This window comes from Novosphingobium sp. 11B (assembly GCF_054589055.1).
The window spans coordinates 9,565-34,660 of sequence record NZ_BAAILP010000060.1 but is presented as its reverse complement, the minus strand read 5'-3'; the positions used below and the strand labels follow the sequence as shown (position 1 = coordinate 34,660).

Annotated in this window: 21 protein-coding genes; 13 read left to right on the top strand and 8 right to left on the bottom strand. The window is 65.5% G+C overall.

Annotation, left to right across the window (positions count from 1 at the left end; genetic code table 11):
* Nucleotides 1-86 precede the first annotated feature (86 nt).
* Both topA and ACYPYD_RS05400 read left to right on the top strand, forming a co-directional pair.
* Nucleotides 87-2,723 carry a type I DNA topoisomerase gene (gene topA / locus ACYPYD_RS05405; RefSeq protein WP_459662364.1) on the top strand — a complete coding sequence of 879 codons (2,637 nt, stop codon included), beginning with the start codon at nt 87-89 and terminating at the stop codon, nt 2,721-2,723.
* Complete coding sequence (locus ACYPYD_RS05400; protein WP_008828827.1) at nt 2,720-2,899, top strand: hypothetical protein; 180 nt, start codon at nt 2,720-2,722, stop codon at nt 2,897-2,899. The genes topA and ACYPYD_RS05400 overlap by 4 nt, the downstream gene beginning before the upstream one ends.
* A 34-nt stretch (nt 2,900-2,933) precedes the next feature.
* On the opposite strand, the gene ACYPYD_RS05395 is transcribed toward ACYPYD_RS05400, so the two are convergent.
* The 5 genes from ACYPYD_RS05395 to lepB all read right to left on the bottom strand — a co-directional run bounded on the left by ACYPYD_RS05395 (nt 2,934) and on the right by lepB (nt 8,234).
* Nucleotides 2,934-4,367 (bottom strand): glycosyltransferase family 39 protein, encoded by a 1,434-nt coding sequence (locus ACYPYD_RS05395; protein WP_459662363.1) that lies wholly within the window; start codon nt 4,365-4,367, stop codon nt 2,934-2,936.
* 198 nt (nt 4,368-4,565) lie between these two features.
* The gene (locus ACYPYD_RS05390; RefSeq protein ID WP_172704977.1) at nt 4,566-5,654 is read right to left on the bottom strand and encodes an SGNH/GDSL hydrolase family protein; all 1,089 of its coding nucleotides are present in this window, start codon (nt 5,652-5,654) and stop codon (nt 4,566-4,568) included.
* Nucleotides 5,654-6,547, bottom strand: coding sequence for a GTPase Era (gene era / locus ACYPYD_RS05385; RefSeq protein WP_036522661.1), 894 nt, complete (start codon nt 6,545-6,547; stop codon nt 5,654-5,656). The genes ACYPYD_RS05390 and era overlap by 1 nt, the downstream gene beginning before the upstream one ends.
* Before the next feature lie 175 nt (nt 6,548-6,722).
* Nucleotides 6,723-7,391, bottom strand: coding sequence for a ribonuclease III (gene rnc / locus ACYPYD_RS05380; RefSeq protein ID WP_008828823.1), 669 nt, complete (start codon nt 7,389-7,391; stop codon nt 6,723-6,725).
* A complete protein-coding gene (gene lepB / locus ACYPYD_RS05375) occupies nt 7,392-8,234 on the bottom strand; it encodes a signal peptidase I (RefSeq protein ID WP_459662362.1) in 843 nt (280 codons plus the stop codon).
* A 148-nt stretch (nt 8,235-8,382) separates the two neighbouring features.
* On the opposite strand from lepB, the gene pgi reads away from it, so the two are divergent.
* A complete protein-coding gene (gene pgi, locus ACYPYD_RS05370) occupies nt 8,383-9,903 on the top strand; it encodes a glucose-6-phosphate isomerase (protein ID WP_156799750.1) in 1,521 nt (506 codons plus the stop codon).
* A 64-nt stretch (nt 9,904-9,967) separates the two neighbouring features.
* Here the strand turns inward: pgi and ACYPYD_RS05365 are convergent, their stop codons facing one another.
* Complete coding sequence (locus tag ACYPYD_RS05365; RefSeq protein ID WP_459662361.1) at nt 9,968-10,630, bottom strand: RBBP9/YdeN family alpha/beta hydrolase; 663 nt, start codon at nt 10,628-10,630, stop codon at nt 9,968-9,970.
* A gap of 189 nt (nt 10,631-10,819) precedes the next feature.
* Here ACYPYD_RS05365 and gor point away from each other — a divergent pair, with 189 nt between their 5' ends.
* The 10 genes from gor to ACYPYD_RS05315 all read left to right on the top strand — a co-directional run bounded on the left by gor (nt 10,820) and on the right by ACYPYD_RS05315 (nt 23,196).
* Nucleotides 10,820-12,178: a glutathione-disulfide reductase gene (gor, locus tag ACYPYD_RS05360; RefSeq protein ID WP_459662360.1), complete on the top strand. Its 1,359-nt coding sequence runs from the start codon at nt 10,820-10,822 to the stop codon at nt 12,176-12,178.
* A gap of 293 nt (nt 12,179-12,471) precedes the next feature.
* Nucleotides 12,472-13,998: an acyl-CoA carboxylase subunit beta gene (locus ACYPYD_RS05355; protein ID WP_285021866.1), complete on the top strand. Its 1,527-nt coding sequence runs from the start codon at nt 12,472-12,474 to the stop codon at nt 13,996-13,998.
* 93 nt (nt 13,999-14,091) lie between these two features.
* Nucleotides 14,092-15,273, top strand: coding sequence for a beta-ketothiolase BktB (bktB, locus tag ACYPYD_RS05350; RefSeq protein WP_459662359.1), 1,182 nt, complete (start codon nt 14,092-14,094; stop codon nt 15,271-15,273).
* Between the two features lie 5 nt (nt 15,274-15,278).
* Entirely contained in the window at nt 15,279-15,716 is a 438-nt protein-coding gene (gene mce / locus ACYPYD_RS05345) for a methylmalonyl-CoA epimerase (protein ID WP_459662358.1), read from the top strand.
* A 185-nt stretch (nt 15,717-15,901) separates the two neighbouring features.
* The gene (gene scpA, locus ACYPYD_RS05340) at nt 15,902-18,052 is read left to right on the top strand and encodes a methylmalonyl-CoA mutase (RefSeq protein ID WP_459662357.1); all 2,151 of its coding nucleotides are present in this window, start codon (nt 15,902-15,904) and stop codon (nt 18,050-18,052) included.
* 82 nt (nt 18,053-18,134) lie between these two features.
* Complete coding sequence (gene bioB, locus ACYPYD_RS05335; protein WP_069707583.1) at nt 18,135-19,187, top strand: biotin synthase BioB; 1,053 nt, start codon at nt 18,135-18,137, stop codon at nt 19,185-19,187.
* 17 nt (nt 19,188-19,204) lie between these two features.
* Entirely contained in the window at nt 19,205-20,041 is an 837-nt protein-coding gene (locus tag ACYPYD_RS05330; RefSeq protein ID WP_459662356.1) for an alpha/beta hydrolase, read from the top strand.
* Nucleotides 20,023-22,044, top strand: a complete 2,022-nt coding sequence (locus ACYPYD_RS05325; RefSeq protein WP_069707585.1) for an acetyl-CoA carboxylase biotin carboxylase subunit — start codon at nt 20,023-20,025, stop codon at nt 22,042-22,044. Before ACYPYD_RS05330 ends, ACYPYD_RS05325 begins: the two co-directional genes overlap by 19 nt.
* 1 nt (nt 22,045) lies before the next feature.
* Entirely contained in the window at nt 22,046-22,417 is a 372-nt protein-coding gene (locus tag ACYPYD_RS05320) for a tRNA-binding protein (protein ID WP_069707586.1), read from the top strand.
* A complete protein-coding gene (locus ACYPYD_RS05315) occupies nt 22,417-23,196 on the top strand; it encodes a thioesterase family protein (RefSeq protein ID WP_069707587.1) in 780 nt (259 codons plus the stop codon). The genes ACYPYD_RS05320 and ACYPYD_RS05315 overlap by 1 nt, the downstream gene beginning before the upstream one ends.
* A gap of 2 nt (nt 23,197-23,198) precedes the next feature.
* Here ACYPYD_RS05315 and ACYPYD_RS05310 read toward each other — a convergent pair whose 3' ends face one another.
* Both ACYPYD_RS05310 and ACYPYD_RS05305 read right to left on the bottom strand, forming a co-directional pair.
* Nucleotides 23,199-23,375 carry a hypothetical protein gene (locus ACYPYD_RS05310; RefSeq protein ID WP_197524417.1) on the bottom strand — a complete coding sequence of 59 codons (177 nt, stop codon included), beginning with the start codon at nt 23,373-23,375 and terminating at the stop codon, nt 23,199-23,201.
* Complete coding sequence (locus tag ACYPYD_RS05305) at nt 23,375-24,760, bottom strand: peptide MFS transporter (protein ID WP_459662355.1); 1,386 nt, start codon at nt 24,758-24,760, stop codon at nt 23,375-23,377. The genes ACYPYD_RS05310 and ACYPYD_RS05305 overlap by 1 nt, the downstream gene beginning before the upstream one ends.
* Nucleotides 24,761-25,096: the final 336 nt, after the last annotated feature.

Below are 25,096 nucleotides of genomic sequence, written 5' to 3'. Positions count from 1 at the left end.
CGGGGCTTGACGGCCCGGTCGAACACGACCCACCTTGTACGTGTATGTATGCGTGCGCGCACGCGAGGGGCAGATCGAGTTAGAGAATGCAGCTAGTCATCGTAGAATCGCCCGCCAAGGCAAAGACCATCGAGAAGTACCTGGGCAAGGACTACAAGGTCCTCGCCAGCTACGGCCACGTCCGCGACCTGCCGCCCAAGGACGGCTCCGTCCGCCCGGACGAGGAGTTCGCGATGGACTGGGAACTCTACGGCGACAAGCAGCGCCAGGTGAAGGCGATCACCGACGCGGCCAAGACCGCCGACCGCCTGATCCTCGCGACCGACCCTGATCGCGAGGGCGAGGCGATCTCGTGGCACGTGCGCGAACTGCTGGCCAAGCGCAAGGCGCTGCCCAAGGACGTGCAGCGCGTCACTTTCAACGCGATCACCAAGGAAACCGTCACCAAGGCGATGACCCAGCCGCGCGAGCTGGATCAGGACCTGATCGACGCTTACCTCGCCCGCCGTGCGCTGGACTACTTGTTCGGCTTCACGCTTTCGCCGGTGCTGTGGCGCAAGCTGCCCGGTGCCAAGTCGGCGGGCCGCGTGCAGTCGGTGGCACTGCGCCTGATCGTCGATCGCGAGCGCGAGATCGAGGCGTTCACGCCGCAGGAGTACTGGTCCGTTGCCGCGCAGATGGCGCATGACGGGACCGACTTCACCGCGAAGCTGGTGACCTTCGAGGGCCAGAAGCTCGACCGCCTGAGCCTGGGCGAAGAGGGTATCGCCATGCGCGCCAAGACGGCGGTGGAGCAGGGCGCCTTCAAGGTCGAGGGCGTCGAGACCAAGCCGCATCGCCGCAACCCGCAGCCGCCGTTCACCACCTCGACCCTGCAGCAGGAGGCCGCGCGCAAGCTGGGCTTCTCGGCCAGCCAGACGATGCGCGTGGCGCAGACGCTCTATGAAGCGGGCGCGATCACTTACATGCGTACCGACGGCGTGCAGATGGACCCGAGTGCGATCTCGGCCGCCCGCGCCGCCATCGCCGAGCGCTTCTCCGGCCACTTCGTCCCGGAAAAACCACGCCACTACGAGACCAAGGCCAAGAACGCGCAGGAAGCGCACGAGGCGATCCGTCCCACCGAGTTCACCAAGGACCGCTTCGGTTCAGGGGACGAGGCGCGCCTGTACGATCTGATCTTCAAGCGCGCGATGGCCAGCCAGATGGCTTCGGCCCAGCTTGAGCGTACCACCGTAACCCTGCGCGACGGAACTGGCCGCAACGAACTGCGCGCCACCGGCACCGTGGTGAAATTCCCGGGCTTCCTTGCCGTCTACGAGGAAGGCCGCGACAACAAGGCCGACGATGACGACGAGGCAGGCCTGCTGCCCTTCATGAAGGCGGGCGACATGCCGGCCAAGAAGGACGTGACCGCCGAGCAGCACTTCACCCAGCCCCCGCCGCGCTTCTCGGAAGCCAGTCTTGTGAAGCGGCTGGAGGAACTGGGCATCGGGCGTCCTTCGACATATGCCGCGACGATCCAGGTCATCAAGGACCGCGCTTACGTGCGGACCGAGAAGAACCGTTTCTTCGCAGAGGAGACGGGGCGACTTCTCACCTCGTTCCTCGAACGCTTCTTCCCCCGCTACGTGGCTTATGAATTCACGGCGGGCATGGAGGACGAACTCGACGACGTCTCGGGCGGCCGCCAGGAATGGAAGGCCCTGCTCGAAGCCTTCTGGCGCGACTTCAAGCCCAAGTCCGACGAGGTGATGGAGAAGAAGCCCTCGGAAGTGACCGAGGCGCTGGACGAATTCCTCTCCGATTACCTGTTCCCGCCCAAGGCGGACGGCACGGATCCGCGTGTCTGCCCCAAGTGCGGCGAGGGGCGCCTGTCCCTGCGCGGCGGGCGCTACGGCGCGTTCGTCGCATGCTCGAACTATCCGGAGTGCAAATTCACCCGCAAGTTCGCGCAGCCCGGCGGCAACGCCGAAGGCGGCGATGACGAAGGGCTGGGCAAGGACCCCGAGACCGGCATGGAGATCATGCGCCGTACCGGGCGCTTCGGTCCCTACATCCAGCTCGGCGAGGGCAAGGAGGCTAAGCGTGCCTCGATCCCCAAGGATATCGACGAACTGACGCTGGAATGGGGCATCAAGCTGCTCAGCCTGCCGCGCACCGTGGGTCCGCACCCGGAGACGGGCAAGGATATCACTGCCAGCATCGGCCGTTACGGCCCGTACCTCGCGCATGACGGCAAGTATGCGCGGCTGCGTTCGACGGCGGAAGTGTTCGACACCGGCATGAACGCCGCGGTCTCGATGCTGGCTGACGCCGCCAATCGCGGCGGCGCGGCCTCGCGCACCAAAGCGGAACCGCTCAAGGTGCTGGGCGCGCATCCGACCAGCGGCGGCGAGATCAAGGTCATGGCGGGACGCTACGGCCCTTACGTCACCGACGGCACCACCAACGCCACCCTCCCGCGCGACCAGAAGCCGGAAGACCTCACCGCCGAGCAGGCCGTCGTGCTGATCGACGAGAAGGCGGCCAAGGGGCCGGCCAAGGGCAAGAAGAAGGCGCCAGCCAAGAAGGCGGCGCCCAAGAAGACTGCCGCCGCCAAGACGGACGGTGCCAAGAAGCCGGCGGCAAAGAAGGCAACGGCCAAGAAAGCAGCACCGAAAAAGAAGGCGGCCGCAGATGCCGATCAGGACAGCGCCGCACCGTGGGATGTCGAAGCATGAGCGACAAGGTTGCCAAGCACAAGCAGCCCTGGAAGCCCGAGGAACTGCAGAAGCTGCAGACCCTCGCGGGCAAGGGCAAGGGCCTCAAGGAAATTGCCAAGGCCCTCAACCGAACCGAGGAATCGACCAAGGATGCGGCGCGCCAGCATGGCATGAACATCGCCAAGGCGCGGTGACGGTCTCCTGCCCCGGATCAGTTCCGGGGCGGCGTCATTTCAGCCGCCACAGCGCGAACCGGCGGGTGCCTAGGCTGGCCTGCGCATAAGTTTGGTAATCGCTGCGCAGCGCTTTCATGACGATGTCGCGCGTCTTGTCGTTGGCGCGGTTCGGACGCTTCGACAGCCCGATCACCACCACGCCGGGGCGGCTGGCCATGATGCGGCGTACTTCGCTCACCGGGTCGATGTTCAGCGCGCCCGCTTCATTCATCGCATTGAGGTGGCTTGGGTAGGCAAATCGCGTTGGAATGCAGGTGTTGGTGGTGCGGTAGAGCGCGCTGTCGCCCTCGAAGACGTAAAGGCAGCGGCCGTGCAGTTCGCGCGTGATCGCGTGTGTCATGCTCGCGAACTGCGTGGCATCGCCCCTTTCGCGGACCTGCAGGGCGGGTACCGCGATTGCACCGACGACACCCATGCCCAGGAGCAGTTGGCCGTACCAGCGCTCTCCCGGGCGGCTACGTGCGAGGGCCGGGGCAGCAAGCACGCTCAGCGGCACCAGCACGGGGCCGAGATAGTGGTCGTACCAAGTGCCGAAAACCAGGAACCCGCCGATGCTCGCCAGCGCCCAAATGCGCAGGTACGGCAGGGCGGCCGGACGCTCTCCGCGAACGGGGCGCAGGCGATGGGGCGCCAGAAGCAGGGCGAGCGCGAAGGGGATTAGCGCCAGGCATTCCTTGGCGAGCCGACCGAAGGCATCGGCCATGTCCGTCGTGCGGCCCAGGATCGAGGTAAAATTGGCTTGCACGAAGGCATCGCCGTGGCCGAGCCATGCATAGCCTGTCCAGACCGCCGCAGTCGGAGCCAGCGCCGCCGCGATCCATCCGGCGCCCGTCAGGACCAGTCTCCGGGGCGGCCAGCCGTCCGCCCTGCCGCGTCCCAGCAGCATCAGGCCAAAGGCAGCGCCTTCGAAGACCGCCGTGTACTTGATCTGCATCGCAAGCCCGAACAGCAGCATCGCCTTCAGGCCGCGGCGGGCAAGCAAGGGATCGTGCGCCCGCGTTCGCACATCGACGACGATCAGCGCGGCAAGGGCGACAGGCAGGTTGTAGAACACCGGCGACTGGCCAAGCGCCACGTTGAACACCGGCTGCCAAAGCAGATAGACCAGCCCCGCCCACTGCGCTGCGCGGGGCGGAGCGATGCGGCGGGCAATGCGCTCGATGAGCAGCGCGGTGAGCACCGAGCAGGCAAGGCCGAGCAACTGATAAGTCAAGACCGGATCGAACGGCAGGGCGTAAACGGCGCGATAGAGCGCGAACAGGCCCCAGGGCTTGCGATCCCAGATGTCGACGTAGGGAAGGGCGCCCTGCGCCATGCGCTGCCCGACGAGGAGGTAGAACTGCTCGTCCGACTGGAATGCGGGCTTGCCCAGCATCAGCAGTCGCAATGCGAAGGCGATCGGCAGGTACAGCGCGAGCGAACCCAACCGAAGCCGGGCGCCGATAGGATGGCGAACGGCAATCGGAACATTCCGTTGCGCCGCGGCGGCACTCCGCGCGACCATGAGCGACCCTTTCCTCGTTCCGGCCGCGGGGGGAACGGCGGTTGTTGGGAAAGGGCGCTTAAGGCGTTTTGATTGCAGGAATGCGACGGCGGATCGCGCCGTCGCCAGACTTCCGCGGCGTTACGAGCGCTTCTTCGTCTCGTTCGACGGTTTGGCCGTCGGCGCCGGTGTAGGCTTGGCCGTTGGGGCGGCCGTCGGTGCCGGCACCGGGACGGCGGGAATCGGCTGCCCGGGTGCAGGCTTCGTCGGCGCCGGTCCCGGAGGATTGAGGCCGGGCTCGACCGTCACCGAAGGCTTCACTGGCCTTACGCCGGCCTTGATGAGCCACGAGGAAATGCCGTCCGCCGTCGCCTGCATCCCCGCCTTGTTGAGGTGCCATTGCAGGCCCTGCCGCCCGTCGTAGCCCTGCGGCGAGCCGATCATCCACGGCTCCTTGTCGCAAGGGGTGTGCGTGGCCGAGGACTGGTTCATCTCGACGACGATGGTGCCGTGCGCCTGCGCCACGCGGCCGGTGATCTCGGCAAGGCGGCGGCCGATCTCGCGCACGATCGCGGCGTCGGTCTCGCTGACCGGGGTGTCGGCGCAGAGCTTGCCCGGCGGCGGCACGGGGGTCAGGTACTGGACGAAGACGATGCGCGCCTGCGGGGCGGTCGCCTTGATGCGGCGGGCGATCTCGTTGAGCTGCGCCTCGTCGCGGACGTAGTCGGCCTCGGTGGGGATGCGGACCGGGCCGCAGGCCTTTGTCTTGGCGCCCGAGGCGGCGATGATCTTCGCGTTGAAGGCGCAAGTCGCCGAGAACAGGTTGCCGATGTACGACAGGTCGTTGCCGCCGATGGTGATCGTGACCAGCCGGGTGTCGGGCGTGACGCTGTTGATCTGCGGCGGCACTTCGCCCCAGGGGCCGAGCACGTTGTCGGTCACCGCACCCGAGCAGGAACGGTCGATCAGCACCATGCCGAAGCGCTCGGCGAGCAGCGTCGGGTAGTTGTTGAAGCTCTGACCGCAGCGCGCGGGCCAGCTCGGCTTGACCGGCGGCAGCTGCGGTCCCGCAGCGAACGACGAGCCGATGGCGACGTAGCGTTGCCCGGCCAGGTTCTCTTCCACCAGGGTGACCTGCGCCTTCTCGGCGGCCACGGCTTTCATGTAAGGCGTGGCGCAGCCGCACAGCAGGAATGCGGTGGCAGTGAGGGTCGAGAATGCGGCCTTCATCATTTCACCCAGTCGAGTCCGATTTCCTCGTAGATGTCTTTGGTTTCGGCCCAGTTCTCCTCGACCTTCACATGGAGGAAGAGGTGGACCTTCTGGCCGAGCACTTCGCTCAGTTCCTTGCGCGCGGCCTCGCCGATCGCCTTGATCTTCGAGCCGCCCTTGCCCAGCACGATGGCGCGCTGGTTGTCGCGGGTGACCACGATCTGCTGGCGGATCTCGACCGAGCCGTCCTTGCGGGGGGTATAGGCCTCAGGACGCACGGCGGCGTCGTAGGGCAGTTCCTCGTGGAGCTGGCGGTAGAGCTGTTCGCGCGTGATTTCGCAGGCGAGCAGGCGTTCGCTGGCGTCGGAAACCTGGTCTTCGGGGTAGTGCCAGGGTCCTTCGGACATCTGCCCGGCGAGCCAGGTTTTCAGTTCCGGCACGCCGTCGCCGCTGAGGGCGGAGACGAAGAACACCTCGTCGAACTGCACTTCGGCGGTGAATTCCTGCGCCAGCACCAGCAGCTTTTCCTTGGCGCTTGCATCGACCTTGTTGAGCACCAGCACCTTGCGTTCGGTGCGGTCCTTCAGCGTTTCGAGCAGCGGCATCAGTTCGTGGCGGCGCAGCTTCACCGCATCGACGATCAGCAGGATCGCGTCGGCTTCCTGCGCGCCTTCCCAGGCGGCGGCGACCATAGCGCGGTCGAGGCGGCGGCGCGGCGCGAAGATGCCGGGGGTGTCGGCGAGGATGATCTGTGCCTCGCCCTCGAGCGCGATGCCGAGCAGGCGGGCGCGGGTGGTCTGCGCCTTGGCCGAGGTGATCGCCACCTTCTGCCCGACGAGCGCGTTGACGAGCGTGGACTTGCCCGCGTTGGGGGCGCCGATGACGGCGACGAGACCGCAGTGCTGGGTCATGATTGTGCGGCTCCGGTTGCGCCATGCGGCCTGTGCTTCGACAAGCTCAGCATGAGCGGAAATTCAAGGTTCATGCTGGCATATCCATACATAACGTACTTAAGAATATAAAATTCCCGTATTACAAATCCGCTCACCCTGAGCTTGTCGAAGGGTGATGAAGCAGAACGCCTCGCTAGCCGAATTTCCTCATGAACTCTTCTGCGGCGCCGGTCTCGGCGTCCTGCTTGGAATGGGCGGTGGCCTGTGCCGAACCGACGTTGTGGACCGACACTTCGACCGTGAAGCGCGCGGCGTGATCCGGACCTGAACGCTCGATCAGCTTGTACTCGGGCATCCGGCGGCGGTTGCCTGCGGTCCATTCCTGCAGCGCGGACTTGGGATGCTTGCGCTTGCCGGTCTTGCCCTGGAGCGTATCCGCCCAGAGGCCGAGTACCATATCGCGCGCCGCTTCGAAACCGCGCTCGGTGAAGCAGGCGCCGATGATCGCCTCCATCACGTCGCCCAGGATGTTCTCCGAATCCTGCCCGCCGTCATCGCGCGCCTGCTTGCCGAGGCGCATGTGCGGGCCGAGGCCGATGTCGCGGGCGATCGTGGCGCAAGTGGCGCGGCTGACGAGCGCGTTGAGGCGCTGCGACAGGCGGCCTTCCGCCTCGTCGCTGCCGCGGTAGAGCCATTCGGCGACCGAGAGGCCGAGCACCCGGTCGCCCAGGAACTCCAGCCTTTCGTAATTGCGTTTCTCGCCGGTGGAGCCGTGCGTCAGGGCCGCTTGCCAGAGCGCTTCGTCGAGCGGCTCCTGGCCGGAATGCTTGATCAGAAAGGCGCGGGTATTTGCTTCAAGCACTCAGATCACGCTCCCGATGCGGCTCCAGCGCGCGGCGGTGAACCATGTCCAGGGCTTGATCCATTCGGCCGAACCGTCGGTCGAGAACATCATGACCGCCGCCTTGCCGACAAGGTTCTCCTGCGGGACCATGCCGACGCCGCCGCCCTCGACCGCCGGGAAACGGCTGTCCATCGAGTTGTCGCGGTTGTCGCCCATCAGGAACAGGTGGCCTTCAGGGACCACGAAAACGCCGGTGTCGTCCTGCGGGGTTGGCCCCATGTCGAGCACGGTGTAGCTCTTGCCGTTCGGCAGCGTCTCGCGGAACTGCGGGTAGGAGCAGACGTCCTTGCCCTTGTCCGTGGTCTCGAAGCCGGGGCCGCAATCGGTGTTGGGGCTGACGGGCACGGTGAAGTTGGCGACCTTCACCTTGGGCACCGACTTGCCGTTGATCCACAGCTGGCCCCCCTTCATCTGGATCTCGTCGCCGGGCAGGCCGATGACGCGCTTGATGTAGTCGACGTCGTTGTCAGGCGGAGCCTTGAAGATGACCACGTCGCCGCGCTCGGGCTGGCTGGCCAGGATGCGCCCGGGGATCAGCGGCACGCTGAACGGCAGCGAGTATTTCGAGAAGCCGTAGGACCACTTGGTGGCGAACAGATAGTCGCCGGTCAGCAGCCGTGGCAGCATCGACTCGCTGGGGATGTTGAAGGGCGAAACGATGAAGCTGCGCAGCACCACCACGCCCAGCACCAGCCAGAACAGGAACGAGAAGAAGTTCTCGTCCTTCTTGGGCTTGGCATCAGGGGCTCCGGCGGGTGCCTGGCCGGCTTCGATCTTTGTCGCGCTATGGGTGTCGCTCATGGGCAAACCCTTGCCCATGGCCGCGTGCTTCCGTCAAGAGCGATCCCGACCAACATGAGGTGCTGGCCGATAATTGCACAACTCGGGCTTGGATTTCGCAACTGCGGAACGCATAAGGCGCACCGAATGCTTACAGGAGATGCGTTGTATGAGCGAAGCGGTATGGAACAAGCTGCAGGGCCTCGACAAACCCACCTTGAGGCAGCTTTTCGATGCCGATTCCGGCCGTCTGGATGCTTTCGCGACGCGCTTAGAACTGGGTGAGGAGGAGAACTCCACCGGAATCCTGTTCGACTGGTCGAAGACGCACCTCGACGCCGCGCACGTCGCCGCCTTCGAGGAACTGGCGCAGGCGCAGGACTTCGCTGGCCGCCGCGCGGCGCTGTTCGCGGGCGAGATCGTCAATCCGACCGAAGGCCGCGCCGCCGAGCACACCGCCCAGCGCGGCGTCGGCAAGGACGAGAGCGTCCAGATCGCTGCCGAGAACCACCACCGCATGGCCGCCATCGTCGAGGCCATCCACCGCGGCGCCATGGGCGAGGTGAGGCACCTTATCCATGTCGGCATCGGCGGTTCGGCGCTCGGCCCGGCGCTCGCGATCGACGCGCTGGCCCGTGAGGGCGCGATGGTGGACGTGCATGTCGTCTCCAACATCGACGGCTGCGCGCTGGAGCAGGCCTTTGCCAAGTGCGATCCGGCCACCACGATGCTCGCGGTCGCTTCCAAGACCTTCACCACCATCGAGACGATGACCAACGCCGACAGCGTGCTGATCTGGCTGCGCGAGAACGGTGTCGAAGATCCCTACGGCCGGGTCGTCGCGCTCACCGCCGCGCCGGAAAAGGCGATGGAATGGGGCGTGGACGAAACCCGCATTCTGCCGTTCTCCGAGAGCGTGGGAGGGCGTTACTCGCTGTGGTCGTCGATCGGGTTCCCGGTGGCGATGGCGCTGGGCTGGCCGGACTTCGCCGAGTTCCTTGACGGTGCGGCGGCGATGGACGTGCATTTCCGCGATACTGACGGTCTTGCGAACCTGCCCTTGCGTGCTGCTTTCGCCGACCAGTACTACACCCGCCTGCGCGGCTGCCAGACCCGCGCGGTCTTCGCCTATGACGAGCGCATGGCGCTGCTGCCCGACTATCTCCAGCAGCTGGAGATGGAATCCAACGGCAAGCAGGTGACCTTCGATGGCAAGCCGATAGACGGGCCGACCGCGCCGATCACCTGGGGCGGGGTGGGCACCGATGCGCAGCATGCGGTGTTCCAGCTGCTGCACCAGGGCACCAACCTGGTGCCGGTGGACTTCATCGCCTCGATCGCGCCCGGGCACGACCTTGCGTTCGATCACCACCGCATCCTGCTGTCGAACTGCTTCGCGCAGGGTGCCGCGCTGATGGCGGGCAAGGCGAGCGAGGACCCGGCGCGTGCCTATCCGGGCGACCGCCCCTCGGCGACAATCCTGGTGGATGACCTGACGCCCGCCACCTTCGGCGCCCTCGTGGCGTTCCATGAGCACCGGACTTTCGCCAACGCCGTGCTGCTGGGGATCAACCCGTTCGACCAGTTCGGGGTGGAACTCGGCAAGGAGATCGCCAAGCAGATCGAGCAGGGCGGCGTGGAGTTCGATCCCTCGACCACCGCACTGCTGGCGCTGGCGGGAATCGCCTGAAAATAATACGCCGGGACGACGGTGAGGTCGCCCCGGCGCCCTGCAAGGGTAGGATAACGCGCCGTCAGGCGCGGTGTTCGAGGCCCTCGGCCCAATCGGCATGAGCAGCCAGGGCGGATCCCGGCGAGGATGCGCCGACCTCGATCAACTGCGAGAGCAGGCGCTTGCCGTCCTCCCAGCTGCCGAGGCCGGAATCGGCATTGATATGCCCGGTATTGCCGGCATCCACGAACGTGCTGCCCCAGCGCCGCGCTAGGCTTTTCGAGGTCTCGAAGCCCATCCACGGATCGTTGTGGCTCGCCACCAGCAGCGAGGGGAAGGGCAGCGCATCGGCAGGCGTCGGCGCGAAGCCGGTCACCCGTTCATCGCGCGGGAAGAAATCGACCTCCGGCGGGGCCACCAGCATCGCGCCGATCACCGGGGCCGACCAGCTCGGCTGCTCGAACTTCGACCACCATGCCGTCAGGATGCAGCCGAGGCTGTGGGCGACGATCACCACGGGTCGTCCCGCGCGGTGCACGGCCAGGTTCAAGCGGTTGATCCAGGTGTTGCGGTGGGGGTTGTCCCAGGTGCCCAGCTCCACCAGCTGGGCATTGTCGAACTCTTCCGCCCAGCGCCGCTGCCAGTGGCGCGGTCCGCTGCCGTCGAGGCCGGGGACGAGAAGGATCAGCGGTTCCTGCTTTTCGGATTCGCTCTGGGGTGAACGACTTTGAAGAGAACGGGGCATCGGCGATCTCCCTTGTGCTATGGGCTCGAATGTAAACTCAACCGATAAAGTTGACAATGCGTTCCGAGGTCAAAGCGGCAGGAAGAAATTCTTGAGCGCCGGATGGAAATCCGCCTGCCGCGTCCCCGTGCGCTGGCAATCGCAGGCCCCATGTCCCATATGCCCCCGCGACCAAAGGAGCTTCATCGCATGCCCGCCAAAGACGCCGATTACGACTACGACCTCTTCACCATCGGCGCCGGTTCGGGCGGCGTGCGCGCAAGCCGCGTATCGGCTGCCTACGGCGCGCGCGTGGCGGTGGCGGAGGAGTACCGGGTCGGCGGTACGTGCGTGATCCGGGGCTGCGTGCCCAAGAAGATGCTCGTCTACGCCGCGCACTTCGCCGAAGACCTCGAGGACGCGCGCCACTTCGGCTGGGAAGTGGGCGAGCCGAAGTTCGACTGGAAGACCCTGCGCGACAACGTGCTGGGCGACGTCGATCGCCTCAACGGCCTCTACACGCAGACGCTCGACAACAATAAGGTCGAGATATTCCACCAGCGCGCGACGATCACCGGCCCGCACGAGATCACGCTGGCGAACGGCGAGAAGAAGACCGCCAGGCACATTCTGATCGCCACCGGCGCGCGGCCGCAGGTGCCTTCGTGCCCTGGCCATACCCACGGCATCACCTCGAACGAGGCGTTCCACCTCGACGCGATTCCGGGGCGCGTGCTGATCGCGGGCGCGGGCTATATCGCCAACGAGTTCGCGGGCATCTTCCACCAGTTCGGTGCCCATGTGACGCTCATCAACCGCTCGGACCAGATCCTGCGCGGCTATGACGAAAGCGTGCGCGACCGCCTGCTCCAGATTTCGCTCGCGAAGGGCATGGAGTTCCGTTTCAACGCGAACTTCGAGAAAATCGTGAAGCAGGAGGACGGTTCGCTGGTCGTACACATGAGCAATCACGAACCGATCGAAGTCGATCTCGTCCTGTTCGCCACCGGACGCGTGCCCAATATCGAGGGCCTCGGCCTCGAGGATGTCGGGGTCAAGCTGAACGCAAAGGGCGCCATCGCGGTGGACGAGAACGCGCGCACCAGCGTGCCGAGCATCTATGCCGTGGGCGACGTGACCGACCGCGTGCAGCTCACCCCCGTCGCCATCCGCGAGGGGCAGGCCTTCGCCGACCGCGTGTTCGGCGGCAAGGAGACCAGCGTGGACTATTCGTGCATTGCCTCGGCGGTGTTCAGCCATCCGCCGCTTGCGGGCGTGGGCCTGACCGAAGCGCAGGCGACCGAGCAGTTCGGCACCTGCAAGGTCTACACCAGCGACTTCCGCTCGATGAAGAACGTGCTGGCGCAGCGCAACGAGCGTTCGCTCTACAAGATGATCTGCCATGCCGAGACGGACAAGGTTCTGGGCATCCACATGATCGGCGCGGACACGCCGGAACTGATCCAGGTCGCGGCGATCGCGGTGAAGGCGGGGCTGACCAAGGCCGATTTCGACGCCACCGTGGCCGTTCACCCGACGATGTCGGAAGAACTGGTGCTGATGAAGTGATCTGCGGCGCGCTGCCTTTTCTGAGATAGTGCGCCGCAGATGGGGCTTCGACAAGCTCAGCCTGAGCGGGTTCAAGGGGTTTACACTTAATCCGCTCATCCTGCGCTTTTCGAAGGATCTGGCGCAGTCTGCCGAAGCCCCCTTGCTGCCAACATCCATCGCCAGACGGATAGTTCGCGCACCCACCCCGGATAAGTTTAACCGGTCGATTAAAAACAGTTGACCAGAGGCCTTTCCCGGTCTTACGCGGATGCAGCAATTGACGCTGCATGCGCCGAGGCAAGGGAATCCGGATGTCCGCAAATATCGCCGAAATGGAGAAGCGCCGCTCCGCCGCAAAGCTGGGTGGTGGTCAGAAGCGCATCGACGCGCAGCATGCCAAGGGCAAGCTGACCGCGCGCGAACGCCTCGACGTGCTGCTCGACGAAGGCAGCTTTGAGGAGATGGACCTCTACGTCGAACATGACTGCGTCGACTTCGGCATGCAGGACCAGAAGATCCCCGGCGACGGCGTAGTTACCGGCTCGGGCACCATCAACGGCCGCCTCGTCTACGTGTTCAGCCAGGACTTCACCGTGTTCGGCGGCTCGCTCTCGGCCCGCCACGCGCAGAAGATCTGCAAGGTGATGGACGCCGCGCTGAAAGTGGGCGCGCCGGTCATCGGCCTCAACGATTCCGGCGGCGCGCGCATTCAGGAAGGCGTGGCCTCGCTCGGCGGCTACGCCGACGTGTTCCAGCGCAACGTGCTGGCATCGGGCGTGGTGCCGCAGCTCTCGCTCATCATGGGCCCCTGCGCGGGCGGCGCGGTGTACTCGCCCGCGATGACCGACTTCATCTTCATGGTGAAGGACAGCTCGTACATGTTCGTCACCGGCCCCGAAGTGGTGAAGACGGTCACCAACGAAGTCGTCACGCAGGAAGAGCTGGGCGGCGCGATCACGCATTCCAGCAAGACTTCGGTGTCCGACCTTGCGCTGGAGAACGACATCGAGGCGCTGCTGGCGGCGCGCGATTTCTTCGACTTCCTGCCCTCGTCGAACCGCGACGGCGTGCCGGAACGTCCCTCCGCCGACGCATGGGACCGTCTGGAACCCAGCCTCGACACGATCATCCCGCCTTCGGCCAACCAGCCGTACGACATGCATGAAGTCATCCGCAAGACGGTGGACGAGGGTGAGTTCTTCGAACTCCAGCCGCTCCACGCGGGCAACATCATCATCGGTTTCGGCCGGGTCGAGGGCAAAACCGTGGGCATTGTCGCCAACCAGCCGATGGTGCTGGCGGGCGTGCTCGACATCAATTCCTCGAAGAAGGCGGCGCGGTTCGTGCGCTTCTGCGATGCGTTCAGCATTCCGCTGGTCACTTTCGTCGACGTTCCGGGCTTCCTTCCCGGCACCGATCAGGAGCACAACGGCATCATCAAGCACGGCGCCAAGCTGCTGTTCGCCTATGCCGAGGCGACCGTGCCCAAGATCACCGTCATCACCCGCAAGGCCTATGGCGGCGCCTATGACGTGATGAGTTCCAAGCACTTGCGCGGCGATCTCAACTACGCCTGGCCCACTGCGGAAATCGCGGTGATGGGCGCCAAGGGCGCGGTGGAGATCATCTTCCGCGGTCAGGATGCAGACGGCATCGCCGCCAAGACCAAGGAATACGAGGACCGCTTCGCCAATCCCTTCGTGGCGGCGAGCCGGGGCTACATCGACGAGGTCATCTATCCGCACTCGACCCGGCGCCGCATCGCGCTGGGCCTGCGCAAGCTGCGGAACAAGGAACTCGAGAATCCCTGGAAGAAGCACGACAACATCCCGCTGTGATGCGCGGCAGGTGGCCTTTTTGAGAGTACACGGACCGGATGTGAAAGCCGAATACGGCGCCCGGTCGAAGGATAAGGGATTGGAAGTCAGGTCATGGAAGAAGTCTACATCGTCAGCGGCGTGCGCACGGCAGTCGGCGATTTCGGCGGTTCGCTGAAGTCGTTCATGCCTTCGGACCTCGGCGGCCTCGTCGCTACCGAAGCGCTTGCCCGCGCCGGGATCGAGGCGGACGCGGTGGAGCATGTGGTCATCGGCCAGGTCATGCCCACCAGCGCGCGCGACCAGATGCTGGCCCGCGTGATCGGCATCAATGCCGGCATCCCGCTCGCCACTCCGGCGCTGACGCTAAACCGCCTGTGCGGATCGGGCGTGCAGGCGATCGTCTCGGCCGCACAGATGATGAAGCTGGGCGAAGCCTCGGTGACGCTCGCGGGCGGCGCCGAAGTCATGTCCAACATCCCCTACCATGACCACGGCGTGCGCTGGGGCAGGAAGATGGGCGCCAACACGCAGGAAGACGCGCTGACGCTCGGCCTGTCGGACGCCATCGGCGGCTATCACATGGGCATCACGGCGGAGAATGTGGCGGAGCGCCACTGCGTGAGCCGCGAGGACATGGACGCGCTCGCCGCGACCAGCCACGCCCGCGCTGCGCATGCCATCGCCGAGGGCCGCTTCAAGGAGCAGATCCTTCCCGTCGAAGTGAAGACCCGCAAGGGCGTCACCGTCTTCGACACCGATGAACATGTGAAGGCGGACACCACCGTTGAAGTGCTGGGCAAGATGCGCCCGGCCTTCAAGAAGGACGGAACGGTCACTGCGGGCAATGCCAGCGGCATCAATGACGGAGCCGCCGCCGTGGTGCTCGCCACCGGTGCTGAAGTCGAGAAGCGCTGCCTCAAGCCGCTCGCGCGCATCGTCGCCTGGGGTCATGCGGGCGTCGAGCCGGAATACATGGGCGAAGGCCCGATCAAGGCCGTTCCGATCGCGCTGAAGCGCGCCGGGCTGAGCCTCGACCAGATTGACGTGATCGAGAGCAACGAGGCCTTCGCCGCGCAGGCGGCCGCCGTCGCCAAGGTGCTCGGCTTCGATCCGGCGAAAGTGAACCCCAACGGTTCGGGCGTCTCGATCGGTCACCCCGTCGGCGCGACGGGAACCATGCTGACCATCAAGGCCATGTACGAGTTGAAGCGCATCGGCGGGAAGTACGGCCTCGTCACGATGTGCATCGGCGGCGGGCAGGGCATCGCGATGGTCATCGAGAACGTAGGATAACTGGCATGAAGCTCGGCCGCCTCAACCACATCGGCGTCGCCACGCCCAATCTCGACGCTTCCATCGCGTTCTACAGGGACGTGATGGGCGCTACCGACGTGACCGAGCCGTTCGTGCTCGAAAGTCAGCAGGTGCGCGTCTGCTTCGTCAACACGCCGGGCGAGGATGGCACTGCGGGCACGCAGATCGAGCTGCTCCAGCCCACCTCGCCGGACTCGGCGGTCGGCAAGTGGCTGGAGAAGAACCCGCTCGGGGGGCAGCATCACATCTGTTATGAAGTGCCCGATATCCACGCCGCCAAGGCGTGGTTCGAGGGCCTCGGCAAGCGCGTGCTGGGCGAGCCGCGCATGGGCGCACACGGGACGCTGATCTTCTTCGTCCACCCCAAGGACATGGGCGGCCAACTCACCGAGATCATGGAAACGCCCAAGGGCGCGCATTGAATTTCTTTTCCCCACCCGCTTGCGGGAGGGGAGCGAGACTTGGGCCTGCATCGCAGGTCCTAGTCGCAGCGGGGTGGGCCCCGACCCGACAGGAAAGTGCCCACACCAACTTCGGCTAGGCAGCACGCTGCCAAGCCTTCGTATCCTCTCCCGCAGGCGGGAGAGGAGGCAGAGGACACGGGACAATGGCTGACATCAACGACTGGCAGGCAGCGGCGACCAAGGAAGTCAAGGGCAAGGACCTGACCTGGGACACGCCCGAGGGCATCGCGGTCAAGCCGCTCTACACCGCCGAGGACGTGACCGTGGACCCCGGTCTACCGGGCTTCGCGCCCTTCACGCGCGGCGTGCGCGCCTCGATGTATGCGGGCCGGCCCTGGACCATCCGCCAGTACGCGGGCTTCTCCACCGCCGAGGAATCGAACGCCTTCTACCGCCGCAACCTCGCGGCGGGCCAGAAGGGCCTGTCGGTCGCCTTCGACCTCGCAACGCACCGCGGCTATGACTCCGACCACCCGCGAGTGGTGGGCGACGTCGGCAAGGCGGGCGTGGCGATCGACTCGGTCGAGGACATGAAGATCCTGTTCGACGGTATCCCGCTCGACAAGATGTCCGTCTCGATGACGATGAACGGCGCGGTGATCCCGATCCTGGCGTTCTTCATTGTCGCCGGTGAAGAGCAGGGCGTCGACCGCAAGTTGCTCGACGGGACCATCCAGAACGACATCCTCAAGGAGTTCATGGTCCGCAACACCTACATCTACCCGCCCGAGCCCTCGATGCGGATCATCTCGGACATCTTCGGCTACACCAGCCGCGAGATGCCCAAGTTCAACTCGATCTCGATTTCCGGCTACCACATGCAGGAAGCCGGCGCGACGCAGGTGCAGGAACTGGCCTTCACCATCGCCGACGGCGCCGAATACGTGCGCTACGGCGTCGCCTCGGGCCTCGACATCGACAAGTTCGCGGGCCGCCTGTCGTTCTTTTTCGCGATCGGCATGAACTTCTTCATGGAAGTGGCCAAGCTGCGCGCCGCGCGCGTGCTGTGGCACCGGGTGATGACCGAACTGGGCGCCAAGGACGAGCGTAGCAAGATGCTGCGCACGCACTGCCAGACCTCGGGCGTCAGCTTGCAGGAGCAGGACCCCTACAACAACGTGATCCGCACCACGATCGAGGCTATGGCCTCGATGCTGGGCGGCACCCAGTCGCTGCACACCAACGCGCTCGACGAAGCGATCGCGCTGCCGACCGATTTCTCGGCGCGCATCGCCCGCAACACCCAGATCATCATCCAGGAGGAGACCGGCATGTGCAATGTCGTCGATCCGCTGGGTGGCTCGTACTACATCGAATCGCTGACGCAGAGCCTCGTCGACCAGGCCTGGGAGATCATCGAGCGCGTGCAGGCCGATGGCGGCATGGCCAAGGCGGTCGCCGCCGGCTGGCCCAAGGCGATGATCGAAACCGCCGCCGCCTCCCGCCAGGCGCGCGTGGACCGGGGTGACGACGTGATCGTCGGCGTCAACAAGTACCGCCTCGCCGCCGAGGACGCGATCGAGACGCTCGACATCGACAACGCCAAGGTTCGCGAAGGCCAGATCGCCCGCATCAACAAGATGAAGGCGGAGCGCGACGAAGCCGTGTGCCAGGCCGCACTCAAGGCGCTGGCAGATGGTGCCGCCGCGCCCGCCAGCATCGAGAACAACCTGCTGGCTCTCGCGGTCGAAGCGGCCCGTGCGCGCGCGACGCTCGGCGAGATTTCCTCCGCGATGGAGGAGAGCTTCGAGCGCTACGGCACTCAGCCGACCCCGGTGAAGGGTGTCTACGGCGCGCCTTACGAGGGCGACAGCCGCTGGCAGCAGGTGCTCGACGGCGTGGCTGCGGTGGAGCGCCGCCTTGGCCGCAAGCCCAAGCTGCTCGTCGCCAAGATGGGCCAGGACGGCCACGATCGCGGCGCCAACATCATCGCCTCGGCCTTCGGCGACATGGGCTTCGAGGTCGTCTCCGGCCCGCTGTTCCAGACGCCCGAGGAAACCGTGGTGCTGGCCTTGCAGAACGAAGTCGACGTCGTCGGTGCCTCCAGCCTCGCGGCCGGTCACAAGACGCTGATCCCCGAACTGATCCAGCAGCTCCGCGATGCCGGGCGCAGCGACGTCAAGGTGATCGCGGGCGGCGTGATCCCGGCGAAGGACTACGAATACCTGCGCAATGCCGGAGTTCAGGGCATCTACGGCCCCGGCTCGAACGTGGTCGAATGCGCTGCCGATGTGCTGCGCCTGCTCGGCCACAACATGCCGCCGGCCGGCTCCGAACTGCAGGCGGCCGAGTAAGGGGATGCTGGATCAGCGCGGCATCGCGTTCTATGACAGGGCTTTGGCCCCGAGCCGCGCGCGTGCCGCCTGAGGAATGACTATGACCCAAACCCCCGCCTTCGCCCCCCGCACCGACTGGACCCGCGAGGAAATCGCGGCGCTGTTCGACCTGCCGTTCACCGAACTGGTCTTCCGCGCCGCCGAGGTCCACCGCGCCAGCCACAAGGCGGACGAAGTGCAGCTTTCCACGCTGCTTTCGATCAAGACCGGCGGGTGTGTGGAGGATTGCGGTTACTGCTCGCAGTCGGTTTCGGCCAACAGCGGCGTCAAGGCGACCAAGCTGATGGAGGTGCAGCAGGTGCTCCAGCGCGCGGCGCAGGCGGCGGATCAGGGCTCGACCCGCTTCTGCATGGGCGCCGCCTGGCGCAACCCCAAGGACCGCGACATGCCCGCCATCATCGAGATGGTGAAGGGCGTGCGCGCGATGGGCATGGAAACCTGCATGACGCTGGGCATGCTGACCCCCGATCAGGCCGACATGCTGAGCGACGCGGGCCTCGATTACTACAACCACAACATCGACACTTCACCCGAGCGCTACGATCAGGTCATCACCACGCGCACGATGGATGACCGCCTCGATACGCTGTCGAACGTGCGCATGGCGGGCATCAACGTATGCTCGGGCGGCATCGTCGGCATGGGCGAGACCCGCGCCGATCGCGTGGGCTTCGTCCACACGCTCGCCACCTTGCCCGAGCACCCGCAATCGGTGCCGGTCAACGCACTGGTGCCGGTCAAGGGCACCGTGCTGGGCGACATGCTGGCCGATACGCCGCTCGCGAAGATCGACGACGTGGAGTTCGTGCGCACCGTGGCGGTCGCGCGCATCACCATGCCGCAATCGATGGTGCGCCTCTCTGCCGGTCGCGAGTCGATGTCGGAGATGACGCAGGCGATGTGCTTCCTGGCGGGTGCGAACTCGATCTTCACCGGCGACAAGCTGCTCACCGCGCCGAATGCGGGCGACGACAACGACCTTGCGATGTTCGCCCGCCTCGGCCTCAAGCCGATGGCCATCGAACTGACGCCGGCGCAAGTCGAGGCCCAGCGCATGCCCAAGGGCTGCGCAAAGCTGGAGGCTGCCGAGTGATGAAACGGGCGGGATCAATGCTGCTGGCGTTGTCCTGCCTCCTTTCCGTGCCGGCCGTTGCGGTAGCCGCCTCGTCCGCGCCGACCCCGATCACGATCGGGCAAACACACCTCGTGGATTTTGCCGACGGCGATTCGAGACAGATCAACGTCTATCTGCCCGAAGGCTATGCGGATGGGGCTAAGCGCTATCCGGTGCTGTACCTCATCGACGGGGGGCTTTCGCAGGACTTCCTGCATGTTGCCGGAACGAGCGCGCTGAATGCGGTCTGGGGGCGCTCGCTGCCGGTGATCGTCGTCGGCATCGAAAGCAAGGACCGCCGCGCCGAACTGATCGGCAGCGCGGGCAATGCAGCGCAGCACAAACAGTATCCGACTGCAGGCCAGTCCACGCGTTTTCGCGCCTTCCTGCGCGACAAGGTCAAGCCGCTGATCGAGGCGGATTATCGCACCAATGGCGACGATGGCGTGATCGGTGAATCGCTCGCCGGTCTGTTCATCGTCGAGACGTGGCTGCGCGAGCCTGGCCTGTTCCACCGTTATGCCGCCATCGACGCGAGCCTGTGGTGGGATGACGCGGCCCTCGCCAAAGCGGCCGCAGGGCTGATCGCTACGTCTCCCCGGGCCGGTCCGTTGTATCTGACATATTCGAACGAAGGTCAGGAAACCGCTCGGGCCGCGCAGCGCGTCGCGGCAGCGGGCGGCTCGCTGGTCTGCCTCTCGCCGCGTGAGGATCTGACCCACGCCACGGCCTATCACGTCCTCTCGCCGCAGGCGCTGCAGTTCCTGTTTCCGACCGCCAACAAACAAGACCCCGAATGGGGCTTCGAGGTGCCATGTTCAAAAAAATCCTGATCGCAAACCGGGGCGAGATCGCCTGCCGCGTCATCAAGACGGCGCGCCGCATGGGTATCGCCACGGTCGCCGTCTATTCCGACGCCGACGCCCGCGCGCCGTTCGTGCAGATGGCGGATGAGGCTGTGCACATCGGCCCCGCGCCGGCCGCGCAGTCCTACCTGATTGCCGACAAGATCATCGCCGCCGCCAAGCAGACCGGCGCCGACGCCGTGCACCCCGGCTACGGCTTCCTGTCCGAGCGCACCTCGTTCGCAGAGGCGCTGGCGGCAGAGGGCATCGAGTTCATCGGCCCTCCTGTCGGCGCGATCGCGGCGATGGGCGACAAGATCGAGTCCAAGAAGCTCGCCAAGGCCGCCGGCGTCAACGTCGTCCCCGGCTTCGTCGGCGAGATCGAGGATACCGAGCATGCGGTGCGCATCTCGGCCGAGATCGGCTACCCGGTGATGATGAAGGCCAGCGCGGGCGGCGGCGGCAAGGGCATGCGCCTCGCCTACAACGAAAACGACGTGCGCGAAGGCTTCGAGGCTACCAAGCGCGAGGGCCTGAACTCGTTCGGCGACGACCGCGTCTTCATCGAGAAGTTCATCCTCAACCCGCGCCACATCGAGATTCAGATCCTCGGCGACAAGCACGGCAACATCCTCTACCTGAACGAGCGCGAATGCTCGATCCAGCGCCGCCACCAGAAGGTGGTCGAGGAAGCGCCGTCGCCCTTCGTCACGCCGGCGATGCGCAAGGCGATGGGCGAGCAGTGCGTCGCCCTGTCGCGCGCGGTGGGTTACTATTCGGCGGGCACAGTGGAACTGATCGTCTCGGGCGCGGACCCGACGGGCGAGAGCTTCTACTTCCTTGAAATGAACACCCGCCTGCAGGTGGAGCACCCAGTCACCGAAGCGATCACCGGCGTCGACCTGGTCGAGCAGATGATCCGCGTCGCGGCAGGCGAGAAGCTGGAACTGACGCAGGACGATGTGAAGATCGACGGCTGGGCCATCGAGAACCGCGTCTACGCCGAAGATCCCTATCGCGGCTTCCTACCCTCCACCGGCCGCCTCGTGCGCTACAATCCGCCGGTCGAAGGCTGGACGGATGACGGCGAGGAGAACGGCCGCCGGGGCATCGACGGCATCCGCGTGGACGATGGCGTCTACGAAGGCGGCGAAGTCTCGATGTTCTACGACCCGATGATCGCCAAGCTGATCACCTGGGGCGAGACGCGCGACGAGGCGGCGGACAAGCAGATCGCCGCGCTCGATGCGTTCGAGATCGAGGGTCTGGGCCACAACATCGACTTCGTCTCGGCCATCATGCAGCACCCGCGCTTCCGCTCGGGCGAGCTGACCACCGGCTTCATCGCCGAGGAATATCCCGAAGGCTTCCACGGCGCACCGGCGTCGGACGAGCTGAAGGTGCAGCTGGCAGCCGTCGCCGCCTTCGTCGCCACCGCGCGCGCCGATCGTTCGCGCCGGGTCGAAGGCCAGCTGGGCGCGCCGCTCGATCCTCCGGGTGAGTGGACCGTGACCATCGATGGCGATGTCTTCGCGGTGGAGCTCGACGAAGACCTGCTGACGGTCAACGGCGAGGAAGTCGAGCTGGAGCTGGAATACACCCCGGGCGACCGCTTCGTGGATGCCGAGGTCGATGGCGAGGATCTGACGCTCAAGCTGGACGTCACCCGCACCGGTTTCCGGATGACCACGCGCGGCGCGATCCACAAGGTGGACTGCCTGCCCGCGCACATCGCTGGTTACACGCAGCACATGATCGAGAAGATCCCGCCGGACCTCTCGAAGTACCTGATCTGCCCGATGCCGGGCCTCCTCGTTTCGCTGAGCGTAGGCGAGGGCGACAAGGTCGAGGCAGGGCAACCGCTGGCAGTGGTCGAGGCCATGAAGATGGAAAACATCCTGCGCGCCGAGAAGTCGGGCACGGTGAAGTCCGTCAACGCCAAGGCGGGGGAAAGCCTTGCGGTGGATGCGATCATCCTCGAGATGGAGTGACATGCATCTCGATCACGACCCTGCCGCGCCTCCGGGCGAAACCATAGGCTTCGACGATTTCCTCAAGGTGGACATCCGCATCGGCACGATCGTCGGCGCGGAAGTCTATGAGGGCGCACGGAAACCCAGTTACAAGCTGCGGATCGATTTCGGTCCCGGCATCGGTGAGAAGAAGAGCGTCGGCCAGGTGGCCGCGCTCTATTCTCCTGAGGAGCTGACCGGGCGGCAGGTGGCGGCGGTCGTGAACTTTCCCGTGCACCAGATCGGCAAGGCGCTGTCCGAAGTGCTGACGCTCGGCTTCGCGGACGAGGAAGGGCGGGTGACGCTGTTCTCGCCCGACAAGCGCGTACCCGATGGATCGCGGCTGTTCTGATGGCGGGGCTGGGAGATATGCTTGCCGCTGCGGAGCCGCTCGACGGCGGTTTCGCGCTGGAGATCACCGAGGACTGGCTGCAGGGGCGCACCGCTTACGGAGGACTGACTTCGGCGATCGCATTGGCGGTGGCAAAAGGCGTTTCCGACGATCTGCCGCCGCTGCGCTCGGGTCAGCTTTCGATGGTCGGCCCCTTGGCCGGGCGCATCAAGGCTCGCGCGAAAGTGCTGCGGCAGGGGCGCAATGCGACCTGGGTTTCCGCCGAACTCACCAGCGAGGCGGGAGTGGGCTTCACCGCCGCCTTCGTCTTTATGCGCCAGATCGAGAGCGTGCTGTCGATCGATCACTATCCGCTGCCGGACGGCGTCATTGCGCTCGACGAGGCGAAGGCGGTGCCGATGGATCATGCCCCGGCTTTCCTGCGCAATCACTTCGAGGCGCGCTTCGCCATGCCGAAGAATGCGCTGGGCGAGGCGGACCTCGCCTGGTGGGTGCGGCCGCGTGAGCGTAGGGGCCTCGATCCCGAGGTCGAGTGCTTGCTGTGCGGCGATGTGCTGCCGGTGGCGGTGTGGCCGCTGCTGGGCTTCAAGGTGCCGATTTCCTCGATGCAGTGGCACGTCAACAGGCTGGACGCGAAGCCCTCTGCGGACGGCTGGTGGATGATCCGCTCGACCAGCCTGCATGCGGCGCATGGCGGGGCGAGCGAGCACATCATGCAGTGGAACGCCGATGGCGTTCCAGCCATTGCGGGTATGCAGTCGGTAGCCGTTTTTGGCTGATTTTAGCGGCCGCGAATGCCCTTGATGAAAGCGTAGCTACCGCCGCCGAAGGCCACGAGCGCGACGAAAAAGCCGATCCCGGCGCCCCACTTCGCGCCCTCGACTCCCCACAGGAAGCCGCCTGCTGCGAGGCCCAGCAGAGGCAGGACGATCAGCAGCAGGCAGCCGATGACGGGCATCAGTGCGCGGTGCCCATCAGCCGCTTGGCGAAGAACAGCTTGAACACCGCGAAGCCGACCGTCGCGACCATGGCGGAGGCCATGTGCAGCAGCCAGAACTGCGTCGTCGGCATCGTCGAGAGCAGCGTGCCGATCTTGCCGACAGCCAGGTTCGCGCCGAAGAACGCAAGGTAGTAGATTCCCACGATCGAGGCGTTCAGCGCGCGCGGGGCAAGGCGGGTGAACAGCGCTAGGCTGACTGGCAGCAGGTGCGCGAAGCCGATCGAGTTCACGAGGTGGAACATGACCGGCCAGAATAGACCAATCTTTCCAGCACCTTGCGTCGCCGCAGCCATATAGAGGCACGCCGCGCCGCCGACGATGAAGGCGCAGCCGAGGATCATCTTGCCCAGTTCGTCCGGCTCCTTGCCGGTGCGCTTGCCGACGAAGGCCCAGAACGCGGCGACGGCCACCAGCATCGAGAAGCTGAGCGTCGCGTCGATGGTGATCATCCAACTGGTCGGCAGCGTCTCACCCATGAAGCTGAGCTGGAACTGCTGATCGGCCCAGACGAGATAAGCGTTGAAAATCTGCTGGTTGGTCAGGAGCGAGATGCCCATGATCGGCACCAGTACCAGCACGGCCAGAAGACGTGGGCCGTCTCCCTTCTCGAACGTGGCGCGGGGCTCGGCGGACTTGGCGGCCTTGCTGTCGGCGGGCAGCCAGGGCTTCGCGTAGATGTACAAAAGCAGGCCGAGCACCATGACCACGCCGGCGCAGCCGAAGCCCCAGTGCCAGCCGATCTTTTCGCCCAGCGTGCCCGAGATCAGCGGCGCGACGATTACCGAGACATTGATAAATATGTAGAAAATCTGGAACGCCATCGCGCGGCGGATATCACCCTGCTTGTAGAGTTCGCCGACCTGGCTGGCGATGTTGCCCTTGAACAGGCCGACGCCGACCACCAGCGATATCAGCGCCAGCAGGAAGGCGCTTTCGAACGCCATTAGGAAATGGCCGAGCGACATGACCACGCCGCCCGCGATCAGCGCGGCGCGGCGGCCCAGCAGGAGGTCGGCCAGAATGCCGCCGAGGATCGGGGTCAGATAGACTAAAGCCGTGTAAAGTCCGAATATTTCCGAGGCCAGCGGTTGCCCGGAAAGACCGGGGAACACGTGCGTTGTGACCCAGTCCAGCCCGATCACGCCCTCCTGCCGCCCCGGCACCAGCAGGTACTTGACCATGTAGAGCGTCAGCAGCGTCTGCATCGAATAGTAGGAGAAGCGCTCGCAGCCCTCGACCAGGCCGAGAAGACCTAAACCCTTGGGATGGCCCAGGAAAGCGCGGTCGTCTCGCGCCGCTTCTTCGGGGAAGTCGAGTTTGGGCGTCGCTTCGGGTGCGGTCATGTCTGTCCCGTAATTATCTTGTGCATCGGCGTAATCGCCGTTCCTGCGCGAGCAATGTCATGTCGACGTAACAGGGTCAAACTGAATGCGCGGTGCACAAAAATAGGGGCGAAAAGGCGGCAGGCCGATCGACCTGCCGCCTTCCGCAACGCCCCGGGGGATTCGCACGGGGCGTCTTGGCCCCCCGGCCAGCGTGATAAACGCCTACTCCGTTGAAAGAGCGTGCAAATATACAACGTTCGCGAGCCTGTATCGATCCGGGCTTCGTCGCTGCACGGCCACAAAGCGGCGCATAAGCACTGTGTTTTGCAGGGTGCACTCAACGGCACTCAACGG